Here is a 17,954-nt window from a genome sequence, read left to right as displayed (position 1 = left end):
TGGCAAGATGCCGGCCATGCCCTCGCCTTCGCAGACTTCTTCTTCGCCCTCCGCCCCCCACCGCCTCAGCCTCTGGGCCGGCCTGGCCGTCATCCTGGCCTGGGGCCTGAACTTCCCGCTGCAGAAGACCCTGCTCACGGCCATGGGCCCGGAGGGTTTTCTGTTCCTGCGCTTTGCGCTGATGCCTGTGTTGGTGACCGGCCTGCTGCTGCAACAGCATGGCCTGCGCTGGCCGCGGGTCTCGCGCGCCGACGCCTGGGCGCTGCTGCGCCTGGGCTTTCTGGGCCAGGGCCTGCACCTGGCCATGTCCAGCTACGGCATCCATTTCTCCACGCCGTTTTCCAGCTCGGTGCTGCTGGCCTGCGGGCCGGTGTTCACGCTGCTGATCCTGCGCGCCTGGGGCCTGGAGCGCCTGCGCCGGCCGCAGCTGCTGGGCATGGCCGTGGCCGCTGCGGGCGCCCTGCTTTTCATGTCCGACAAGCTGCTGGCCGCCAACTGGCGCGCCGGCGGCGGCGACCTGGTGCTGCTGACGGCCGCCGCCCTGTTCAGCTACTACACCGTGGCCGCCAAGCCCCTGATCGAGCGCCACGGTGCCGTGCTGGTGATGTGTTATGCCTCGCTGGCCGCCACCGTGCCGGTGCTGGCCTACGCCACGCCGGCAGCCTTGCGCGTGGACTGGGCCGCGCTCAGCCCCTGGATCTGGCTGGGTGCGCTCTGGGCCATCGTCGTGATCGGTTTCCTGACCTGGCTGGCCTGGGGTTGGGTCAACGCCCAGCGCGGCGTGGCCCGGACCGCCCCCTTGATCTACCTGATGCCGCCGATTGCCGGCCTGGCCGCCTGGGTGAGCACCGGCGAAACCTTTGGTGCCGTCAAGCTTGGCGGTGCCGCCTTGGCCCTGGGCGGCGTGGCCCTGGCCCAGTTCGCCGGCCAGGCGCGGCCCGCCGCGCCCATTGAATCCGGCACCGTCCAGGGAGGCTGAAGCCATGCAGGTCGACTACCGGATCGAGGCGCTGAGCGCCGAGCAGTTCCCCGAGTTTCTGGCCTACCTGAACGCGCATCTGGCCGAAAACGGCGGGCCCGAGACTGGCTATTTCCAGCCCCAGCCGCGCGGCCAGGCCGAGTTCCCGCCTGAACGCGCTGCCGCCTTCGAGCGCGGCCTGAGCATCGCCCTGGGCCAGACGGGCTGGCGCCGCGCCTGGCTGGCACGCAGCACGGCCGACCGCGCCATCCTCGGCCATGTCGACTTGCGTGCTTACCCCCTGCCCCATGCCGAGCACCGCGCCCAGCTGGGCATGGGCGTGCATGCCAGCGCGCGCCGCCAGGGCCTGGGCCAGGCCCTGATTGCGCATGCGCACGACTGGGCCCGCCAGCAAGAAGGCCTGGAATGGATCGATCTGCAGGTGCTGAGCAGCAATCCCAGCGCCCAGCGCCTCTACCTGCGCATGGGCTTCGTCATCTGCGGCGAGCGGGCCGATCTGTTTCGCATCGATGGCCAGCGCCTCGGTGAGCTCAGCATGAGCCTGCGCCTGCGCCCGCACGGGGACTGAGCACCCGCCCGGCGCGCGCCAAACCTGCGCCGCCCTCCAGCGCCAGCCGGCCATTGACCCAGACGGCTTCGATGCCACGGGCCGGTCGGCAGGGCTCGCCATAGTCGGCCACGTCCTGCACGGCAGCCGGGTCGAAGAGCAGCAGATCGGCCGCCGCGCCCGGCCGCAACTGGCCGCGCTCGTGCAGCAGGCCGAAGCGCTGAGCGCTCTGGCCGCTCATCTTGTGCACCGCGCGCTCCAGGCTCAGCAGGCCACGCTCGCGGCTGTAATGGGCCAACACGCGGGGGAACGCGCCCCAGAGCCGCGGGTGGGGCTGGCGGTCGTGCGGCAGGCCGTCGGAGCCGATCATGGCCAGCGGGTGAGCGAGGATGCGATCGACATCGTCCTCGCACATCTGGAAATAGCAGGCCCCGCCCGGCTGCAGGCGACGGCAGGCTTCCACTTCCGTGACGCCCCATTCCGACGCCACCTCGGCCAGCCACTGGCCGCTGCGCTCCGGGTGCGGCTCCGACCAGGTCAGGCGGATTGGCGTGTGGCCATCCACCAGATCCTCGCGCAGCACGGTGGAGCCGGCCAGATAGGGGTAGACATCGAGGCCCAGATCCTGGCGCAGCGCCAAGCGTTCGATCAAGGCCAAGGTCTCGATGGCGCGGCCCCATTGCCGGTGGCCGGCGCATTTGTGGTGCGAGATCTGCAGCGGCAGGCCGGCCTGGTGGGCGGTATCGGCCGCCTCCTTGATGGCAGCCAGCACGCCGGCCATCTCGTCGCGCAGATGGGTGGCGTAGATGCGGCCGCTGTGGCGCGCGGCCACCCGCGCCAGGGCCAGCAGCTCCTCGGACGGCGCGGCGGCGGCTGGAGCGTAGAAGGTGCCCGAGGACAGGCCGCCGGCGCCCTCGGCCAGAGCCTGATCCAGCAGCGCGCACATGGCGGCCAGCTCCTTGGGCTGGGCCGGGCGGTCCAGCTCGGGCATGCAGGCCGCGCGCAAGGCCGTGTGGCCCACCAGGGCCAGCACATTGACGGCCGGCTGTGCGGCCTCCAGCGCCGCTCGGTAGTCGGCAAAGCGCGCGTAACGGTAGGCCTCAGCGGGCAGCAGGTTCAGCGGCGGCGGCAGCGCCTGATCGGGCGCCAGGCGCAGCGGCACCAGCGAAATGCCGCAGTTGCCCACCACCACAGTGGTGACGCCCTGGCTGAGCTTGGGCCTCATGGCCGGGTCCAGCAAGAGGGCGGCATCGTCGTGGGTGTGCACATCGATGAAGCCCGGGGCCAGGGCCAGGCCCTGGCAATCGCGGCGCGGCACATGCGTTCCGACCCGGCCGGAAAGATCCGGGCCTATCTCGAGGATACCGCTGGCGTCGAACAGCAGGTCGCCGGTCCAGGCCGGGGTCAGAACGCCGTCAACGATCAGCGCGCCGCGCAGCAGCTGCATGGTGCCTGCCTCAGAAATGCGTCAACACCGCATCGACGATGCGGTAGTCCTCGCCCTCGACGATGGGCAGCCAGTTCCATTTGTCGAAGGTGGTGCAGGGGTGGGAAATGCCCAGGCCGACCCGGTCGCCCACGGCGGGCACCGCGATGGCCGGATCCTGCGCATCCCAACGCAGGTAAGCGTGCTGGTCGTTCATGGCCGCTATGCGCCAGCCGGCCGGTGCCGGGCCAAACTGCAACTGCCCCAGCGGTGCCCAGCCGATGGGCGTGGGCATGCCCTGGTCGTACGAAAGATCGCGCCGGCCCGCGCCCAGCAGGGCCAGGCCCGGCTCGGGACAGGACAAGACCTGGCACCAGACCTCCAGCGCGCCTTGCAGGCCGGGCTCGCCGGCTTCCGACAAACCCTCGGCCGCGATGCGCGGCGCGGCCACATCGACCAGGCGCTTGTACAAACCATGGTCGTGGGTGATGTAGCAGCCCGAGCGCAGCAGGCCGCGCCAGCGGTGGCGGCTTCGCGGGCGCAGCGCGCCGCAGACCAGATCAAAGAGCGCCGAGCCACCGGCCGAGATCAAGAGTTCCTGGCCCTCGGCCAGCTCGAACAAATCCTCGGCCTCGCAAGCGGCCAGCAAGGCATGGGCCCGCTGCGTCCATCCTGCCATCCAGGCTCGGTCGGCCTCGTCCTCGCCGCGTGCACCCAGGCCCTCGTAAAAGGCCAGGCCGACCAGGCGCAGGCCCGGTGCCGCGCGCACCTGGCGAGCCAGGGCCAGGGCCGACTCCGCATCACGCACACCGCAGCGGCCGCCCTCTGAGCCCAGCTCCAGGAGCAGCTCCAGCGCCGGCGCGCCGGGGCCCTGACGCGCCTGCCAGGCCTGCAGCAGCTGACACTGGGCGGGCGAATCCACAAAGCTGGCCACGCGCAGGCCCGGGGTCTGGCGCAACAGCTCGGCCAGCAGGCCCAGCTCGGCCTCACCGAGCAGTTGGTTGGCGATCAATGCGCGGCGCACGCCGCCGGCCTGCACACCGATACGCAGCTGCTGCACATTGGCAAAACTCAGACCCCAGGCGCCGGCATCGAGCTGGCGGCGGAAGAGCTGCGGGCTCATGGTGGTCTTGCCATGCGGCGCCAGACTCAGGCCGCGCTGGGCCGCGAAACGCTGCATCCAGGCGATGTTGTGCGCCAGGGCCTCGCGCCGCAGCAAGGCCAGAGGCATGGGCATCTCGGGGCCCAGCGCCCGCCAGCCCTGGGCGGCCAGCGCGCTCAGGGGCAGGGGCGCCTGGAGGGGCGGAAAGCCCTTGAGCCAGGGGCCCAGCAGCTCGGGCTGCGGAGGGATGGGAGGGGTAGCGGGGGAATGCGTCGTGTCCATGCGCCATCATCATCGCTGCCGACGCAGCCGGCCCATCTCAAGGCCAGCTTAAGAAGCGCCACATCGCCCGGGCCAGGGCCGCCCAAGAGCTCGTGCGCGGCCTAGACTGCGCCGCCATGGACCGCAAGCAACCCACCCCGCAAGAGCCGATCAGCCACCTCGAATACCTAGGTGTGCCACCCACGGCCAGTGACCAGCAGCCCCGCCCGCTCTCACCCGCGGTGCGCGCCGGAGATTTCGTCTACGTCTCGGGCCAGGTGCCCACCGATGTGCACGGAGAAGTGGTGGCCGGGGGCGTCGAGGCGCAGACCCGCCAGGTCATGGCCCATCTGCAAGCCGCCCTGGCCCTGGCCGGCTGCACCCTGGACGACGTCTGCAAGACGACCGTCTGGCTGCAGGATGCGCGCGACTTTGGCGCCTTCAACCGCGTCTACCTGAGCTACTTCCCGCGCGGCAAACCGGCCCGCTCCACCACCGAGGCGCGCCTGATGATCGACGCCAAAGTGGAGATCGACGCGGTGGCCTACCGGCCGCTGACTGCGATCACCAAAGCCGGCTGAACCAGGACGGCTTGCGTCGGGGTTTGCGCTTGAAGCGCAAGAGGGGCACCGTGTCAGGCTCCAGCAGGCTGGCATCCACGATGCCTTCCAGCTGGTAGCCCAAGAACTCGCGCAGCGCCGCCTCGCCCAGCTCCAGCGGGTGAAAGGGCAGCGGGTAGGGCTCTTCACCCGCGGCCAGCTCCTCCGGGTCATCGGCTGGATGGGCACCTGCCCAGAATGGCGCTTCGAAGGCCAGCCTTGAACCCTGATCCTCGATCACCCCGTCGTCGGGCGCCACACTGAGGGCGCGCAGCAGGCGCCCACCGCGCCAATGCGCGACGGCCAGCCAATCCGCAGCGCTGTGCATGGCATGCAGGATCACATCGCGCCCCTGCGCATGCTCCAGAAAACGGGCATCCAGACCCGAGGGCCGGTCCAGTGCGAACTCCTTGGCAGCCAGCACGGTCAAGCCGCCGAAACAGCCAACCAGCAACTCGTCATCGGGCGGCGCCGTCCAAGCCAGGCTGCCATCGGCCAGCGGCTGCAACTCGTCCGCGGCAAACAGCTGTTCGGCCACGCGGGCACTCTGAGCCCGGTCCAGGGCCGGCCGCGCCGCCAGCTGGGCGCGGGCGTCGCCGCCTTCTACGTACACCAGCATCCAAGTTCTAGCGCCCATGATGAGAAGCTCCTTTTTTTGCCTATGGGAAGCCCGAGGGCCATGAGTGCGGCGCAAGCATGGGCGAGCCGGCAATGCGAGGGGTCTGCAGAGCAAGCGGCAAGTACACAGCCACCACGAAAAGCGAGCACCGCTCAGTAAAAGGGATTCCGTGAATCGCTTCAGGTCGAGGTCGGCCCTGATGAAGCCGGGTGGTGCAGCCCCTTCTGAGGCGACTGATCAGTCTTGCTTGCACAACTCTTGTTTCCTATGGCCGGCAGTCGCCTGCTTGAAGTTCGGCAATTCGGCGAACGCTGAATTCATCGCGTGGCCGATCGCTTCTTGCCAGGGCCGAGCCGAGCAAAGGCAGGAGCTTGCAATCGAAGGGCTGCACACCGAGGGCAGCCTGCACAACGTTCACGTCCGTGGTGCGTGAAAGCATGTCAATTTTCAGAGCCAGTGGCAGCGCAGGATTCGACGCAAAGTTGCGGTCCAAATATTGGATCGTTCGTGGGCCTTTGTAGATCTCTGTCAGGATTTCTACGGGCGTATTGGGGTGCGCGGCAAGGTCGGCAAAGTAATGGTCTTTGTAACCCGCCTTGTGATACATGCTCGAAATCAACTCGGATGAGGCATTTTTCTGCCGCAGGATCGACAAACTGAGCCCCGAGGTTTCTGCAGCTTGTGCGAGAAATTCCAGGGTGTGGGCAGGCACATCGGGCTGGTCCAACAGTGCGAGCAAATAAAGCCGATCGGACGCGTTTGCTTTGGCTAAAGCGTCAAGCATCTCGCTACGACGCGCCGGTTCTTGCGCGAGTTGCGACTTGATGCTGAGTCGGTGCGCATCGATGGTTGCCGCTTGGAGCCTTTGTTCCTGGTCGAATGCTTGGTACCGCGCACGCGTCTTCAGCCCGCCGATTGCATAGATGGCTGGAATAGCAAGGGCTGCCAAAAGTGCAAGGTGACCCAGGACACGAATGTGCCGCCGGGGGCTCATCCTGCCTTGAGCTGCAGCCCAGCACAGCACGGATACGGCGGTGACCATGATGGGGAGGGGGAGCAGTCCAAGAGCGCCCGTTGAGGATCTGGATTGAAAGACGGACCAGAGGCCGATCGCGGCCATGGACCCACCTAGCAAGGCGGCCTGCAACAGTCCCGTATAGCGCTTTCTTCGAACAAGCCAGAAAGCGCCGCACAGTGGGAGTAGAACCGGAAGCGACAGGAACAGAATCAGGGTCATGGAGACGCCTTGGGCTCATGCCCTGAATAGTTGCCCCTGGTAGGCGCCACGATGGTTGCGCCGCTTGCGAGAGCCTGGGCAATAGCTACGAGTGGGATTGGCATAGCTTCCGATCAACTGGGCAATGGGTTCATGACTTCCTTGGCCAACTCCAGAGCCTGCGGCCCCTCTCCGTAGGGAGTTTGAGTTTCTTTTTCAACACCCTCCGCCCCCTTGCCGCTGAGCGACGCCTTCAGATGCTAGTGACCTGTAACGCTGAAATCGGAAGTGCCCTGGCTCACGATATGCGCCGCCTATCTGCGTTGCAAATGCTCGCGATGCCACAGGGCATCGCTGTGCTTCGCGCCTTGCCATTCAGCCCATCTCGCAAGTCCTTCCACTCCCATTTCAATGTTGCAGGCCACTAGAAGCAGCGCTACAAACACGCCGGCCAGCAGCTTGCTTCGCCTGAAGTTGGACAAAGCACTCATTTCAAACCCCTCCATCGATGGGCTGCCAAGCTCCATGCACACGCGGCGGGTTCAGTTCGAAGCAGTAGAAATTGCCGCCACCATTGGCTGGCTGGTCCCAGCGGCGCGAGATGGGCAGGCCGGCCAGATGGCAGTAGAGCAAGCTGCCGACGGCGCCATGCGACAGGATGGCGACCGCGCCCCCTTCATCCACGTCGCAGCCCTGCCTGGCGTGGCTGCGGGCCACTTGCTGCACGGCAGCCACGATGCGGGCCTGGGCCGCCGCCGCAGTCTCCCAGCCGCGCACCGACTGCTCGGGCCGGGCGAAGAACTCATCAGCCACGTTCTCAAACTCCGCTGGAGGCAAAAAGCCGGTGGCGGAACGGTCGTTTTCGCCCAGCGCTTCCAAGACCTGAACCGGCAGGCCCAGATGCCCGGCCAGGATCTCAGCACTGTCCAGGGCCTTGCGCTCGGCACTGGCGTAAATCGCCCGGATGCGCCCCAGCCAGGCTTCCTGCTGCTTCAGCGCCGCATGCATGCGCCGCCGGCCCAGTTCGGACAGCGGCCACTGCGGCACCGGCACCTCGGCGCTGATCTGCACATTGGGGTGGCTGATGAAGTAGTAGCTGTTGTTCCTGCCCTCGCTCATGGTGCGCCTGTCGCTTCCTTGTCCCCGCTGCGATCACGCACGCAACATCCTCGCCAGCCAGGAGCGTGGCGGCGCTGGCTCCGCCGGCAGCGGCGGCACGCCTCGCGCCAACAAGGCCTGCTCCACCGCGGCCAAGCCCGCCTTGCGCGCGGCCTGCAGGGGCGTGGCATGGTCGAACTCAGACGGCAGATCGGGGTTGGCGCCGGCCTGCAAGAGATAGAGCGCCACCGCCTCCTGCCCGGCCAGAATGGCCGCAACCAGGGGCGTGCTCAGAAACTCCGGGTGGGCGTAGTTGATGTCCACACCGCGTTGGACGTGGTAGTCCACCAAGGCCAAGTCGCCGGTCTCGGCCGCCTCGAACATCTCTTTCCAATTACCTCCGGACATGGCTCGAGCTCCCCTTGGGTCGATGGATGAAGATCCCCGCGTCGCGCGAAGCCTAACTCAGGCGCTCAACGCTGCCCAGGTAGGCAAGCACCGGCAGCCACAGGAGCTCAACGCAGGCCGCACAAGCACCACCAGCCGCCCCGGTCTTGAGACAACCTGAAGACAAGCTTGAGACAGGCTGCACATGGCCGCGGCCATGATGCCGCCATGTCAATTGCGTTCAAGGATGAGGGCGTTGCAGAGGCGAAGCTTGCCCTGAACCCCGGGGCCGGCTGGAGCCACAGCCTGATGCCCTGGCCCGCACAGCTGCAGGGCCGGCCGGCTGAGTTGCCGCTGGCCGACTGGTGCTGGCCGGGCGCCGAGCTGCCGACTTTGCGCGCGCTGGCGCAGCGCCTGCTGCCTGATCTGCACAAGGCGCCGAGCGCAGACGGCGCCCCACGGCTGCGCTTGGAAGTCAGTGACACGCGCCCGGCGATCCCCCAGCTGGGCGACGACGAGTCCTACCGGCTGGAGATCGACGCGGCCAAGCGCGAGATCCGGCTGAGCGCACCGCGCCTCTGGGGCGCGCGCCACGGCCTGCACACCTTGAGCCAGCTGCGGCACGGGGCCTTGCTGGCGGATCGGGGCGCCCTGCCCGGTCTGCTCATCGAAGACACGCCCCGCCACCCCTGGCGTGGCCTGCTGGTCGACGTGGCGCGCCGCCCCCTGCCCTTCGAAACCCTGACGCGCTTGCTCGACGGCATGGCTGCGGCCCGGCTCAATGTGCTGCATTGGCATGTCTGCGACGACCAGGCCTGGCGCCTGGCCTCGGATCGCCACCCCGAGCTGGCCGCACGCGCCAGCGCCGGCTTCAGCTACAGCCTGGAACAGGCCCGCAGCCTGGTGGCCCAGGCGGCCGAGCGCGGCATCCGCGTCGTGCCCGAGCTGGACCTGCCCGGCCATTGCTGGGCCCTGGGTCTGGCGCGGCCGGATCTGCTGTGCCCGCCCGTGCCCCAGCAGGCGCAGCGCGGCTTTGGCATCTTCGGCACGGCGGTGGACCCGCGCCAGCCGGCGCTCGACGACTTCATCGCCAGCCTGCTGGACGAATGGGCCGAGGTCTTCCCGGACGCCTTTGTGCACATCGGCGGCGACGAGCTGGCGCCCGAGCCCTGGCGCCGCCTGGGCCTGCCCCTGGCCGAGACGCAGGCGGGCTATGTGCGGCGCATGGCCGCGCTGTTGGCCGCGCGCGAAAGGCGCCTGGTCGGCTGGGACGAGCTGCGCGGCCCGGGCCTGCCCGAGGGAGCGGTGCTGCAATGCTGGCGGGGCGCGGCGGCCTTGCAGGCCGACGACGCTCCTGGGCAAGACCTGACCCCGGCCCCGGCCCTGCTGCGCTCGGCCGGCTTCTACCTGGACCAGTTCCACAGCGCCGCCTACCACTGGCGCACGCCGCTGAGCCGGCCCGCCCCATCAGCCCCAAGCCTGGCCGCGGGCGCGGCCCGCTGGCAGCTGCACGCCCAGCTGACCCTGCACCCGCTGAGCGCTGAGCTGCGCTGCGACGCCCAGGGCCGGGCGCGCCTGATCCTGCAAGCCCAAGGCGCGGGCAGCCTGGAGAACCCCGTGCCGCTGCAAACCCTGAGCTTCGACGGCGCCGGCACGGCGGCCGCACCCTGGCGCCTGCGCGCCCGCGGCGACTGCGATCTGGGCGAGCTGGAGCTCTGGTGCAGCGTGGTCCAAGAAGGCGAGGGACAGGGCGTCTTGCGCCTGGGCAATCTGCGCCACGCCTGCACGCTGCAGGCGCTGACGCCCGCGCCAGATGAGATGCCGGCGCCCGCCAGCCCGCCCCCCGTCTTGCTCGGCGGCGAAGCCGCGCTCTGGAGCGAGCTGGTGGCGCCCGAGCAGCTGGACCTGCGCCTCTGGCCGCGCCTGCTGGCCGTGGCCGAGCGGCTGTGGAGCGACCCGGCGGGCGAGGCCTCAGAGCTTGAGACCACATTGCAGACCCGCCTCAGCGCCGCCCAGGCCTGGGCCGAATGCCATGCCAAGGTGCAGGCACGGCCCAGCCTGCAGCTCGCCTGGGCCGCCTTGTGCGAGGGCGATGCCAGCGACACGCTCAGCCTGGCCGGCCTGGCCGCCCTGCTGGAACCCGCCAGCGGCTATGCCCGCCACCACCACAAAAAGCGCGAGGGCCGCTACCACCTGGACGAGCCCCTGGACCGCCTGGCCGACGCCCTGCCGGCCGAGAGCGCCTGGGCCCACAGCCTGAACCGACTCGGCCGCGCCGAGGCCTGCACGGAACTGCAGCGCTGCCGAGACGCCCTGCCCCACTGGGAGAGCCTGCTGCAGCGCCATGCCCGGCTGCGCCCGCTGCTGCCCTTGCTACCGACGCTGGCGGCCCTGCTCGACCTGGGCCTGCGGCTCTGGCAAGACCTGGCCCCCGGAGCGCTGATGGCGGCCGAGCGGACGCAGGCCCAGGCCACGCTCCACGCGGCGGCCCGGATGGTGGACGAGCTGGTGCCCGCCCTGGTGCAGGCCTTGCAAACACAGCTGGACGCGCTGTGAGCGGCCACCCAGCATCGATGCAACGCCGCGAGCTGCTCGGCCTGGCCGCGGCCCTGGCCTTGCCGGCCTGCAGCCACGCCGAAGCCGCGCCGCCCCTGGAGCTGCTGCATTGGTGGACCTCGGGCAGCGAGGCCGCCATGCTGGCCGAGCTGCGCCGCAGCGCCCAGGCGGCCGGCCTGCCCTGGAAGGACACGCCGGTGGCCGGCGCCGGCCATGCCAACACGGTGCTCAAGACCCGTTTTCTGTCCGGCCACCCGCCGGCGCTGGCGCAAATCGACAAATCCGTGCGGCTCTGGGGCGAGGCCGTGCCCCTGGCCGACCTGAGCCCGGTCAGCGCCGACTGGCCGCGCCTTCTACCGGCCGCCATCGACCGCGAGCTGCGCTGGCAGGGCCGGCCCGTGGCCGTGCCGCTCAATGTGCATCGCCTCAACAGCATGTGGAGCAACCGCCGCCTGCTGCAGCGCCTGGGCCTGGCCGCGCCGCGCAGCTGGGACGAGTTCTTCCGCGTGGCCGAGGCCTTGCAGCAGGCCGGCGTCATCCCCCTGGCGATCGGCAGCTCGGTGGGCCAGAAGCTCAGCGTCTTCGTCAATCTGGTGCTGGGCCGGGGCGGCCCGGCGTTCTTCGAGCAGGCCTTGGTACAGGGCGATGCCCGCCTGCTGGGCAGCACCGCCATGCTGGACATGCTGCGCGAGTTCAAGCGCATCAAACGCTACACCGATGCCGCCCAAGTCAGCCGCGACTGGGCCGGCGCCACCGGCCTGCTGCTGCAGGGCCGGGCCGCACTGCAGTTCACCGGCGACTGGGCCAATGGAGAGTTTCAGAAAGCCGGCTGGCAGCCCGGCGAAGACTACGACTGCCACGCCGCACCGGGACACGCCGATCTGCATTACTTTGAGTTCGATCGGCTGCTGTTCTTCAAACCCCAGAGCCCCGAGCAAGCGCTGCTGCAACAGCGCTTGGCCACGACTCTGATGCAGGCCGAGGATTCGGCGCGCTACGCGCGGATCAAGGGCGGCATCCCGGTGCGGCGCGATGCCAGTCTGGCCGGCTTCAACGCCTGCGCTCGGCAAAGCCATGCCGATTTCCGCGCGGCCGAGGCCAGCGGCCGACTGGTGCTGGCCCTGGGCGCCCGCCTGCCCGAGGCCGGCTACGGCGCGCTGCGCGATGTGGTGGCCGCCTGCTGGGCGAGCGAGCGGCTGACGCCCGAGCTGGCGCAGAAGCGCTTGCTGCAGGCGGCCAAGGTGCGCGACTAGCCCCCGGAAACAAGGAAGATGCACTTGCTTACCCGATTCGGATTCAGCGACCGTAGCAGCGCCCTCTGGCTGATCACGCCGGGGCTGCTGCTGGGCGCGCTGTTCTTCTACGGCTTTCTGGCCTGGACGGCCTGGCTCTCGCTGACGCGCTCGGGCATGTTGCCCAGCCATGAGTTCGTCGGGCTCTTGCAGTACCAGCGCCTGTTCGAGGACCCGCGCTGGCTGGCCGCGCTCTGGAATCTGCTCCGCTTCGCCAGCCTTTTCGTCGCCCTGCCTTTGCTGATCGGCCTGGGCCTGGCCGTGCTGCTGGACCAGAAGCTGCGCGCCGAGGGGGTTCTGCGCTGGATCTATCTGCACCCCATGGCCTTGTCCATGATCGTCACCGGCAGCGCCTGGCGCTGGCTGATGGACCCAGACCAAGGCCTGGCCGAGGGCTTGCGCGCGCTGGGCTGGACGAGCTTCCGTTGGGACTGGCTGGCCGATGAAAACATGGCCGTGTATGCCCTGGTGGTGGCCGCCGTCTGGCAGATCAGCGGCTTTGTGATGGCGCTCTTCCTGGCCGGCCTGCGCGGCATCGACGAGAGCCTGGTGCAAGCCGCGCGCCTGGACGGCGCATCGGGCTGGACCCTGTACCGCCGCGTGCTGCTGCCGCAGCTGGGGCCCAGCCTGTTCTCTGCCCTGCTGATCCTGCTGCCGGCGGCCATCAAGACTTTTGATCTGGTGGTGGCGCTGACCGAGGGCGGGCCGGGCCAGAGCAGCGAGCTGCCGGCCTTCTATATGTTCCAGATGGCCTTCGAGCGCAGCCGCCTGGGTCTGGGCGCGGCCAGCAGCATGGTGATGCTGATGATGGTGCTGGCCGTGGCCCTGCCCTACGCGCTGGCACGCTCGCGCGGCGATGCCCGCAGGAGGGCCGGCGCATGAAAAAGACCTGGCCCCTGCGCGCGCTGCTGCACGCTCTGGCCCTGGCGGCCGCCCTGCTGATGGCCGGGCCCTTGCTGCTGATGCTGATGAACAGCTTCAAGAGCGGGGCCGAGTTGAGCCAGGGCAGCTTTCTGGCCTGGCCGCAAGCCTTCAGCGGCAGCGCCTGGCGCGAGGCTTGGGCCTTGCTGCGCGGCAGCTTTGCCAGCAGCCTGATGCTGGCGGTGCCGGCCGTGCTGCTGTCCAGCCTGCTGGCGGCGCTCAACGGCTTCGTGCTGTGCAAGTACCGCTTTCGGGGCGAGCAATGGGTGTCGCTGCTGCTGATCGTGGCCTTTTTCCTGCCGGTCAAGGTCTATCTGCTGCCCCTGGCCATCAGCATGGCCAAGCTGGGCCTGAGCAAAAGCCTGGGCCTCTTGATCGCCATCCATGTGATCTACAGCCTGCCCCTGGCCCTGTTCTTCCGCAACCATTTCCTGGGCTTCCCGGACGAGCTGCTGCAGGCCGCGCGCCTGGACGGCGCGGGCTTCTGGTCCCTGTTCACGCGCCTGGTGCTGCCGCTCTCACGGCCCATCTTTGTGGTGGTGATCATTCTGCAGTTCACCACGCTGTGGAACGAGTACCTGTTCGGCCTGGTCTTCGGGCCCGACGAGGCCCGGCCCATCACCGCCGCCCTGGCCCAGCTGGCCGCCCACAGCGAAGGCGGCGTGCGCGCCTACAACCTGGAGATGGCGGCAGCCCTGCTGGCCGCCCTGCCCACCCTGGCCGTCTACCTGATCGCCGGGCGCCACTTCGCCCGCGGCCTGGTGGCCGGTGCGGTGAAGGGTTAGGCCCCAGAGCCATGAACACCGAACGGTGCCACAGAGGCACGAAGACCTGGACGCAGAGCCAACAGCCGAGGGACGCAGAGCGCGCAGAGCTCTCTGCCAAAGCCTTGATGGACGCTCTCCGCGTGCTCCGCGTCTCTTTGCGAGCTCTGCGTCAGTGTTTTTTTCCTTTTCGTTTGCGCACGGCACCAGCAAGCGCTTTGGAGGCGCTGTGCTTGCATTCCCTGTTTCCCGTCACTGAATCACTCACTCACTCATTCATTGCATAGCGACTCACCATGACCGGCGGCCTCAGCCTTTCCCACATTCACAAGCACATCGGCAAGCAGCCGGTGCTGCACGACATCAGCCTCGACCTGGATGAGGGCGAGATGCTGATCCTGGTGGGCCCCTCGGGCTGCGGCAAGTCCACCTTGCTGAGCCTGATTGCCGGCCTGCAGCAGGCCGACGGCGGCGAGATCCGGCTCAAGGGTCGGCGCATCGACACCCTGGCGCCGCAGGCGCGCGACATCGCCATGGTGTTCCAGAACTACGCGCTCTACCCGAATATGAGCGTGGCGCAGAACATCGGCTTTCCGCTGGAGATGCAGGGTTGGCCGCGCGAGCGGCGCGAGGCCCGGGTGCGTGAGGTGGCCCAGCTGCTGCAGCTGGAGCCGCTGTTGCAGCGCCGCCCGGCCCAGCTCTCGGGCGGCCAGCGCCAGCGCGTGGCCATGGGCCGGGCCCTGGCACGCCAGCCCCAGCTCTTTCTCTTCGATGAACCCCTGTCCAATCTCGATGCCCAGCTGCGCGCCGAGATGCGCAGCGAGATCAAGCTGCTGCACCAACGTCTGGGCACGAGCGCGGTCTACGTCACGCACGACCAGGTCGAGGCCATGACCCTGGGCCAACGCATCGCCGTGCTGAAAGACGGCCGGCTGCAGCAAGTCGGCACGCCGCAAGAGGTCTACCAGCGCCCGGCCAATCTCTTCGTGGCTGGCTTTCTGGGCGCCCCGGCCATCAACTTGCTGCCCGCCCGCGCCATGCACGACGGCAGCCTGCAGCTGGATCTCGGCGACGCTGCTCTGCCCATCAGTTGGACGCCCAGCGGCCCAGCCTGGCCCGAGTCACGCCTGCGCCCGCTGGCCGGCCGCAAGCTGACGCTGGGCTGGCGCGCCGAACAGCTGCGCCTGATGCCGCCTGAATTCCAGGTCAGCGATGGCCAAGGCCTGCTGCTCTCCGCGCCCCTGCTGCTGGTCGAACCCACGGGCGCCGACAGCATCCTGCAGCTCGAACTCGGCCCCACGCAGCGCCTCAGCCTGCGCTGCCCCGGCTGGCAAACCGAACGGCCGGGCACACGCCTCAGCGTCTACCTGCCGGCGGAGGCTTGCCTGGTGTTTGAGGCGGAGAGTGGGGCGAGGATCGATTGAAGCCCGCCGGCCTCGGCCAAGCGCTTCAGCGAGGCCAAGGTGATGGGCAGCCCGGTGCGCAGAGGCTTGCCCACCATGGGGCCCAGCAGAAAGGACAGCGCACCGGAAAAGGTGACCCGGTGCAGCACCTCGGTTCCCGCCGCAGTGGCCGATAGGGCCTGTTCACACTGCGGATGCCTGTGCGAGAGGATCAGAAAGGGCCCCAAGCTAGGCGGACGACGAAGCCCAGGCTGGCGCCTGGGTGAGGAGTTCAACGACGAATGGGACCCTTTCTGACCCTCTCCCGGAGGGTTGCCTCACAAAACGCCGTGCACGTTGTTGCAAAGCCTCGCCGGGGCGTGACCCCGGCTTCGTTTTGCGCCTAGTTCACGGCGTTTTGTGAGGCAACGCATCAGGTATCCGCAGTGTGAACAGGCCCTAGCTCATGCTCAAACACCATGCGGAAGAACGAGATCTTCGATTCAACCGTGAAGGACTGGTTGGGAACGACTGAAATGAAGTCCATGGGCACGCTCATTCCCTTGGGCGGCGTGATCCGGCCTTTGCTCCCGGTCTGGAACGGCCCCTCGATCGACGACTCCTTGGTGTCCGGATCCCAGACCTTCCAGCGGCCGACATCCGCGTAGATCTCGAATACTTTTTCCGGCGGCACGGAAATGGTGATGCGGCTTTCCACTTGCATTCGGATGTTCCTGCGCGGGTTGTCAGTGATGCCGCGGACTATCGGCGTGGCCGGAGTGTGGCTTCGTACGCCATCCAAGCAGCAAGGCTTGGCTCATAGGCGTCTCCGATCGCAGGAGCCCCAGCCACGCAGCCATCGCAGTGGCACGAGTCTGCATCGGCAATCTAGCGCTGGGCTCCATTGGCAGCGTGGAAGACATGTGCATGTCGCACATTCTTCAGGTTCTGTCATCAATCCAGCCCCCAAAACCCCCAAACCCCACGGGCTTGCAGCAGCAGCAGCACCAAGCCGTCGCCGCTGTAAACAGACGTCATGGCAAAAGCTCGGTAGCCCGGAGTGTGGCTCCATTGCCAAAAGTGGGCCGACCGCCAATCCAGCCAGGGGAGGGAAGAACAGGCATGAGCTTGCGCTTGCGCGCACATCACCTCGCTCAGTCCAGGCCGAGCGGCTATGCTCGTGCTGCGACCGACATCAGCCACACAGGATCGAGCGGCCATGTTCACCTTCGACGCCCGTCAACGCAGCGGCTGGAACCCAGCTGGGTTTCGCCTTCAGGTCCACAAGCCGTGGCGGTCGATGTTCCTGCTCGCCTTCAGCGCGGCCCTTGGCCCTGCAGCCAGAGCAGCGCCGGCGGCCGCAGATTGCCCGGAACGCCTCCGCGTCGACTTTCTCGACACGGCGGCCGAGCCGCATTTGCTGGGCGATATCCGTGAACGGCCCGAGCCCGCCGGCATGCTGGTGGACTCGCTGCGGCATGCCATCAAAACCAGTGGCTGCGCGCCCCAGTTGACGCTGAGCCGGGTGCCCAATATCCGGGCCGCCATGCGCCTGAAAAGCGGCGAGGCCGATCTGTTCGGAGGCATCACGCGCAGCAACCCTTTCAGCGCTGACTTCGCGCTGCCGCCCTTGCGGCCCGGCGCGCCCGCCATGGAACAGGCGGCCGGAGAGGTCAGCTTTTCGCTCTACCTGAAGCCGCCCTCCAAGGTGCTCTGGCGCGATGGCAAGCTCAGCCTGCCAGCCGGACAGGCGGTGGGCGTTTCCAAGGGCACGGGGATGGAGCAAATCGCCTTGCGCCAAGGGTGGCCGGTCGACCTGGCTCCCAACAACGAGAGCCTGATTCGCAAGCAAAGCAAGGGCCGCACCGCGGCAATACTGCTGCCTGATCTGCTGGCGCAAAAGCTGGTGTCTGACCTTGGCCTGCACCGACTCGACCCACCCGTCTGGCACGAACCGTTCTACGTCGCAGCCTCACTTGATTTTCAATCGCGCCACCCGGTATTCCTGAACTGGATCTGGACCGCGCTGTGCCATCGCCAGGCCGAACAACTGGGGCGGGCGCCGGCCTGCTCGGAATTCCGGCCCTGATCCCGCGCGTGCAAGGCGCATGCGCTCAGCTCTTGAGATGAACGCCTGACAAGCCTTGCTCGTACGGCCGCTCGACCCTATGCAGACGGGCAAACACGGCCATGAAGGAGGAGTCCCAGAGGCTCGATGGCTCGCCTACTTCACACCCACTGAAGCGCGGGCTGGAGCTTCGGCGCTCGCTGGGGCCGGGGCATGCGGGGTGGCCAAGATATGCAGGCGGTAGTGCTGCGTAGCCGCACGGCCGCCTTCCGCTTCGGAAAGTACGGCCGCGCGGAAGTTGAAGGTACCGGCCTGCACGGGAAGGCCGCTGATCAGACCGTCGGAGCTCAGCGTCAGGCCGGTCCCGTCCAGATCCGGGCTCAAGAGCAAGAAACGAAGCGGCGGCTCGCCGCCCTCGGCAAAGAGCGGTCTCGCGTACGGGCGCCCGAGCACAGCGGCTGGCAGCCCGATTCCCTTGAGCTTTGGCGTGAGCGCTCTCTTTGCGCCGGACTTTGCATTGGCGTCGGCCACGGGCTGCCTTGCCTTCGCAGCCTGCGCCTCTTGCGCTTGTGCCCATCCATCCAAAGGCATCGACGACAGACAGACCAGAAGAAGCGCGGGCAGGAACCCAGGCAAGAGGCAGGGGGCGGTGCCGCGGCGTGGCAGCGATAGGGCACGGAACATGGGTGAAAACTTGGTCGGTGGGCTTGGCGGAAGGTAAGGAGCTGACCGCAGAA

Annotated in this window: 18 protein-coding genes; 9 read left to right on the top strand and 9 right to left on the bottom strand. The window is 68.3% G+C overall.

What is annotated here, in order from left to right; translation table 11 throughout:
* Positions 1–16 precede the first annotated feature (16 nt).
* Together LNV28_RS06720 and LNV28_RS06715 are read left to right on the top strand one after the other, a co-directional pair.
* Positions 17–979 (top strand): DMT family transporter, encoded by a 963-nt coding sequence (locus LNV28_RS06720; RefSeq protein ID WP_263515823.1) that lies wholly within the window; start codon positions 17–19, stop codon positions 977–979.
* A gap of 4 nt (positions 980–983) precedes the next feature.
* Positions 984–1,547 (top strand): GNAT family N-acetyltransferase, encoded by a 564-nt coding sequence (locus tag LNV28_RS06715; RefSeq protein ID WP_263515824.1) that lies wholly within the window; start codon positions 984–986, stop codon positions 1,545–1,547.
* Here LNV28_RS06715 and LNV28_RS06710 read toward each other — a convergent pair.
* Both LNV28_RS06710 and LNV28_RS06705 read right to left on the bottom strand, forming a co-directional pair.
* Complete coding sequence (locus LNV28_RS06710) at positions 1,510–2,973, bottom strand: N-acyl-D-amino-acid deacylase family protein (protein ID WP_263515825.1); 1,464 nt, start codon at positions 2,971–2,973, stop codon at positions 1,510–1,512. The genes LNV28_RS06715 and LNV28_RS06710 overlap by 38 nt on opposite strands.
* Before the next feature lie 10 nt (positions 2,974–2,983).
* Positions 2,984–4,336 carry an alanine racemase gene (locus tag LNV28_RS06705; RefSeq protein WP_263515826.1) on the bottom strand — a complete coding sequence of 451 codons (1,353 nt, stop codon included), beginning with the start codon at positions 4,334–4,336 and terminating at the stop codon, positions 2,984–2,986.
* Between the two features lie 116 nt (positions 4,337–4,452).
* On the opposite strand from LNV28_RS06705, the gene LNV28_RS06700 reads away from it, so the two are divergent.
* Positions 4,453–4,896 carry a RidA family protein gene (locus LNV28_RS06700; protein ID WP_263515827.1) on the top strand — a complete coding sequence of 148 codons (444 nt, stop codon included), beginning with the start codon at positions 4,453–4,455 and terminating at the stop codon, positions 4,894–4,896.
* Here LNV28_RS06700 and LNV28_RS06695 read toward each other — a convergent pair.
* The 5 genes from LNV28_RS06695 to LNV28_RS06675 form a co-directional block, all read right to left on the bottom strand.
* Entirely contained in the window at positions 4,880–5,551 is a 672-nt protein-coding gene (locus tag LNV28_RS06695) for a DUF6928 family protein (protein WP_263515828.1), read from the bottom strand. The genes LNV28_RS06700 and LNV28_RS06695 overlap by 17 nt on opposite strands.
* Positions 5,552–5,798: 247 nt before the next feature.
* Positions 5,799–6,770 carry a hypothetical protein gene (locus LNV28_RS06690; protein WP_263515829.1) on the bottom strand — a complete coding sequence of 324 codons (972 nt, stop codon included), beginning with the start codon at positions 6,768–6,770 and terminating at the stop codon, positions 5,799–5,801.
* A 293-nt stretch (positions 6,771–7,063) separates the two neighbouring features.
* Positions 7,064–7,240, bottom strand: coding sequence for a hypothetical protein (locus tag LNV28_RS06685; protein ID WP_263568754.1), 177 nt, complete (start codon positions 7,238–7,240; stop codon positions 7,064–7,066).
* Between the two features lies 1 nt (position 7,241).
* The gene (locus LNV28_RS06680) at positions 7,242–7,868 is read right to left on the bottom strand and encodes a histidine phosphatase family protein (RefSeq protein WP_263515830.1); all 627 of its coding nucleotides are present in this window, start codon (positions 7,866–7,868) and stop codon (positions 7,242–7,244) included.
* A gap of 33 nt (positions 7,869–7,901) precedes the next feature.
* A complete protein-coding gene (locus LNV28_RS06675) occupies positions 7,902–8,255 on the bottom strand; it encodes an ankyrin repeat domain-containing protein (protein WP_263515831.1) in 354 nt (117 codons plus the stop codon).
* A 207-nt stretch (positions 8,256–8,462) separates the two neighbouring features.
* Between LNV28_RS06675 and LNV28_RS06670 the strand changes: the two genes are divergently transcribed.
* From LNV28_RS06670 to LNV28_RS06650, 5 genes are all read left to right on the top strand, one after another.
* Positions 8,463–10,790: a family 20 glycosylhydrolase gene (locus tag LNV28_RS06670; protein ID WP_263515832.1), complete on the top strand. Its 2,328-nt coding sequence runs from the start codon at positions 8,463–8,465 to the stop codon at positions 10,788–10,790.
* Between the two features lie 17 nt (positions 10,791–10,807).
* Positions 10,808–12,043 carry an ABC transporter substrate-binding protein gene (locus tag LNV28_RS06665; RefSeq protein WP_263515833.1) on the top strand — a complete coding sequence of 412 codons (1,236 nt, stop codon included), beginning with the start codon at positions 10,808–10,810 and terminating at the stop codon, positions 12,041–12,043.
* Between the two features lie 24 nt (positions 12,044–12,067).
* On the top strand, positions 12,068–12,964 hold the full coding sequence (locus tag LNV28_RS06660) for a carbohydrate ABC transporter permease (RefSeq protein WP_263515834.1): 897 nt from the start codon (positions 12,068–12,070) through the stop codon (positions 12,962–12,964).
* Positions 12,961–13,788: a carbohydrate ABC transporter permease gene (locus LNV28_RS06655; RefSeq protein WP_263515835.1), complete on the top strand. Its 828-nt coding sequence runs from the start codon at positions 12,961–12,963 to the stop codon at positions 13,786–13,788. The genes LNV28_RS06660 and LNV28_RS06655 overlap by 4 nt, the downstream gene beginning before the upstream one ends.
* A 275-nt stretch (positions 13,789–14,063) precedes the next feature.
* Positions 14,064–15,191, top strand: a complete 1,128-nt coding sequence (locus tag LNV28_RS06650; RefSeq protein ID WP_318013828.1) for an ABC transporter ATP-binding protein — start codon at positions 14,064–14,066, stop codon at positions 15,189–15,191.
* 391 nt (positions 15,192–15,582) lie between these two features.
* Here the strand turns inward: LNV28_RS06650 and LNV28_RS06645 are convergent, their stop codons facing one another.
* On the bottom strand, positions 15,583–15,873 hold the full coding sequence (locus LNV28_RS06645; protein WP_263515836.1) for an SRPBCC family protein: 291 nt from the start codon (positions 15,871–15,873) through the stop codon (positions 15,583–15,585).
* Between the two features lie 576 nt (positions 15,874–16,449).
* Between LNV28_RS06645 and LNV28_RS06640 the strand changes: the two genes are divergently transcribed.
* Complete coding sequence (locus LNV28_RS06640; RefSeq protein WP_263568753.1) at positions 16,450–17,238, top strand: transporter substrate-binding domain-containing protein; 789 nt, start codon at positions 16,450–16,452, stop codon at positions 17,236–17,238.
* 135 nt (positions 17,239–17,373) lie between these two features.
* Here the strand turns inward: LNV28_RS06640 and LNV28_RS06635 are convergent, their stop codons facing one another.
* Positions 17,374–17,901 carry a hypothetical protein gene (locus tag LNV28_RS06635; RefSeq protein ID WP_263515838.1) on the bottom strand — a complete coding sequence of 176 codons (528 nt, stop codon included), beginning with the start codon at positions 17,899–17,901 and terminating at the stop codon, positions 17,374–17,376.
* Positions 17,902–17,954: the final 53 nt, after the last annotated feature.

Source organism: Paucibacter sp. DJ2R-2 (assembly GCF_025717675.1).
GTDB lineage: Bacteria > Pseudomonadota > Gammaproteobacteria > Burkholderiales > Burkholderiaceae_C > Paucibacter_A.
This window is presented reverse-complemented; position numbering and strand designations above follow the sequence as displayed.

Bases quoted from the DNA above. Each gene is read 5' to 3' on its own strand.
- LNV28_RS06640 (WP_263568753.1), top strand. From the start codon at position 16,450: ATGTTCCTGCTCGCCTTCAGCGCGGCCCTTGGCCCTGCAGCCAGAGCA.
- LNV28_RS06685 (WP_263568754.1), bottom strand. From the start codon at position 7,240: ATGAGTGCTTTGTCCAACTTCAGGCGAAGCAAGCTGCTGGCCGGCGTG.
- LNV28_RS06715 (WP_263515824.1), top strand. From the start codon at position 984: ATGCAGGTCGACTACCGGATCGAGGCGCTGAGCGCCGAGCAGTTCCCC.
- LNV28_RS06700 (WP_263515827.1), top strand. From the start codon at position 4,453: ATGGACCGCAAGCAACCCACCCCGCAAGAGCCGATCAGCCACCTCGAA.
- LNV28_RS06635 (WP_263515838.1), bottom strand. From the start codon at position 17,901: ATGTTCCGTGCCCTATCGCTGCCACGCCGCGGCACCGCCCCCTGCCTC.
- LNV28_RS06695 (WP_263515828.1), bottom strand. From the start codon at position 5,551: ATGGGCGCTAGAACTTGGATGCTGGTGTACGTAGAAGGCGGCGACGCC.
- LNV28_RS06680 (WP_263515830.1), bottom strand. From the start codon at position 7,868: ATGAGCGAGGGCAGGAACAACAGCTACTACTTCATCAGCCACCCCAAT.
- LNV28_RS06650 (WP_318013828.1), top strand. From the start codon at position 14,064: ATGACCGGCGGCCTCAGCCTTTCCCACATTCACAAGCACATCGGCAAG.
- LNV28_RS06655 (WP_263515835.1), top strand. From the start codon at position 12,961: ATGAAAAAGACCTGGCCCCTGCGCGCGCTGCTGCACGCTCTGGCCCTG.
- LNV28_RS06665 (WP_263515833.1), top strand. From the start codon at position 10,808: ATGCAACGCCGCGAGCTGCTCGGCCTGGCCGCGGCCCTGGCCTTGCCG.
- LNV28_RS06670 (WP_263515832.1), top strand. From the start codon at position 8,463: ATGTCAATTGCGTTCAAGGATGAGGGCGTTGCAGAGGCGAAGCTTGCC.
- LNV28_RS06710 (WP_263515825.1), bottom strand. From the start codon at position 2,973: ATGCAGCTGCTGCGCGGCGCGCTGATCGTTGACGGCGTTCTGACCCCG.
- LNV28_RS06705 (WP_263515826.1), bottom strand. From the start codon at position 4,336: ATGGACACGACGCATTCCCCCGCTACCCCTCCCATCCCTCCGCAGCCC.
- LNV28_RS06720 (WP_263515823.1), top strand. From the start codon at position 17: ATGCCCTCGCCTTCGCAGACTTCTTCTTCGCCCTCCGCCCCCCACCGC.
- LNV28_RS06645 (WP_263515836.1), bottom strand. From the start codon at position 15,873: ATGCAAGTGGAAAGCCGCATCACCATTTCCGTGCCGCCGGAAAAAGTA.
- LNV28_RS06690 (WP_263515829.1), bottom strand. From the start codon at position 6,770: ATGACCCTGATTCTGTTCCTGTCGCTTCCGGTTCTACTCCCACTGTGC.
- LNV28_RS06675 (WP_263515831.1), bottom strand. From the start codon at position 8,255: ATGTCCGGAGGTAATTGGAAAGAGATGTTCGAGGCGGCCGAGACCGGC.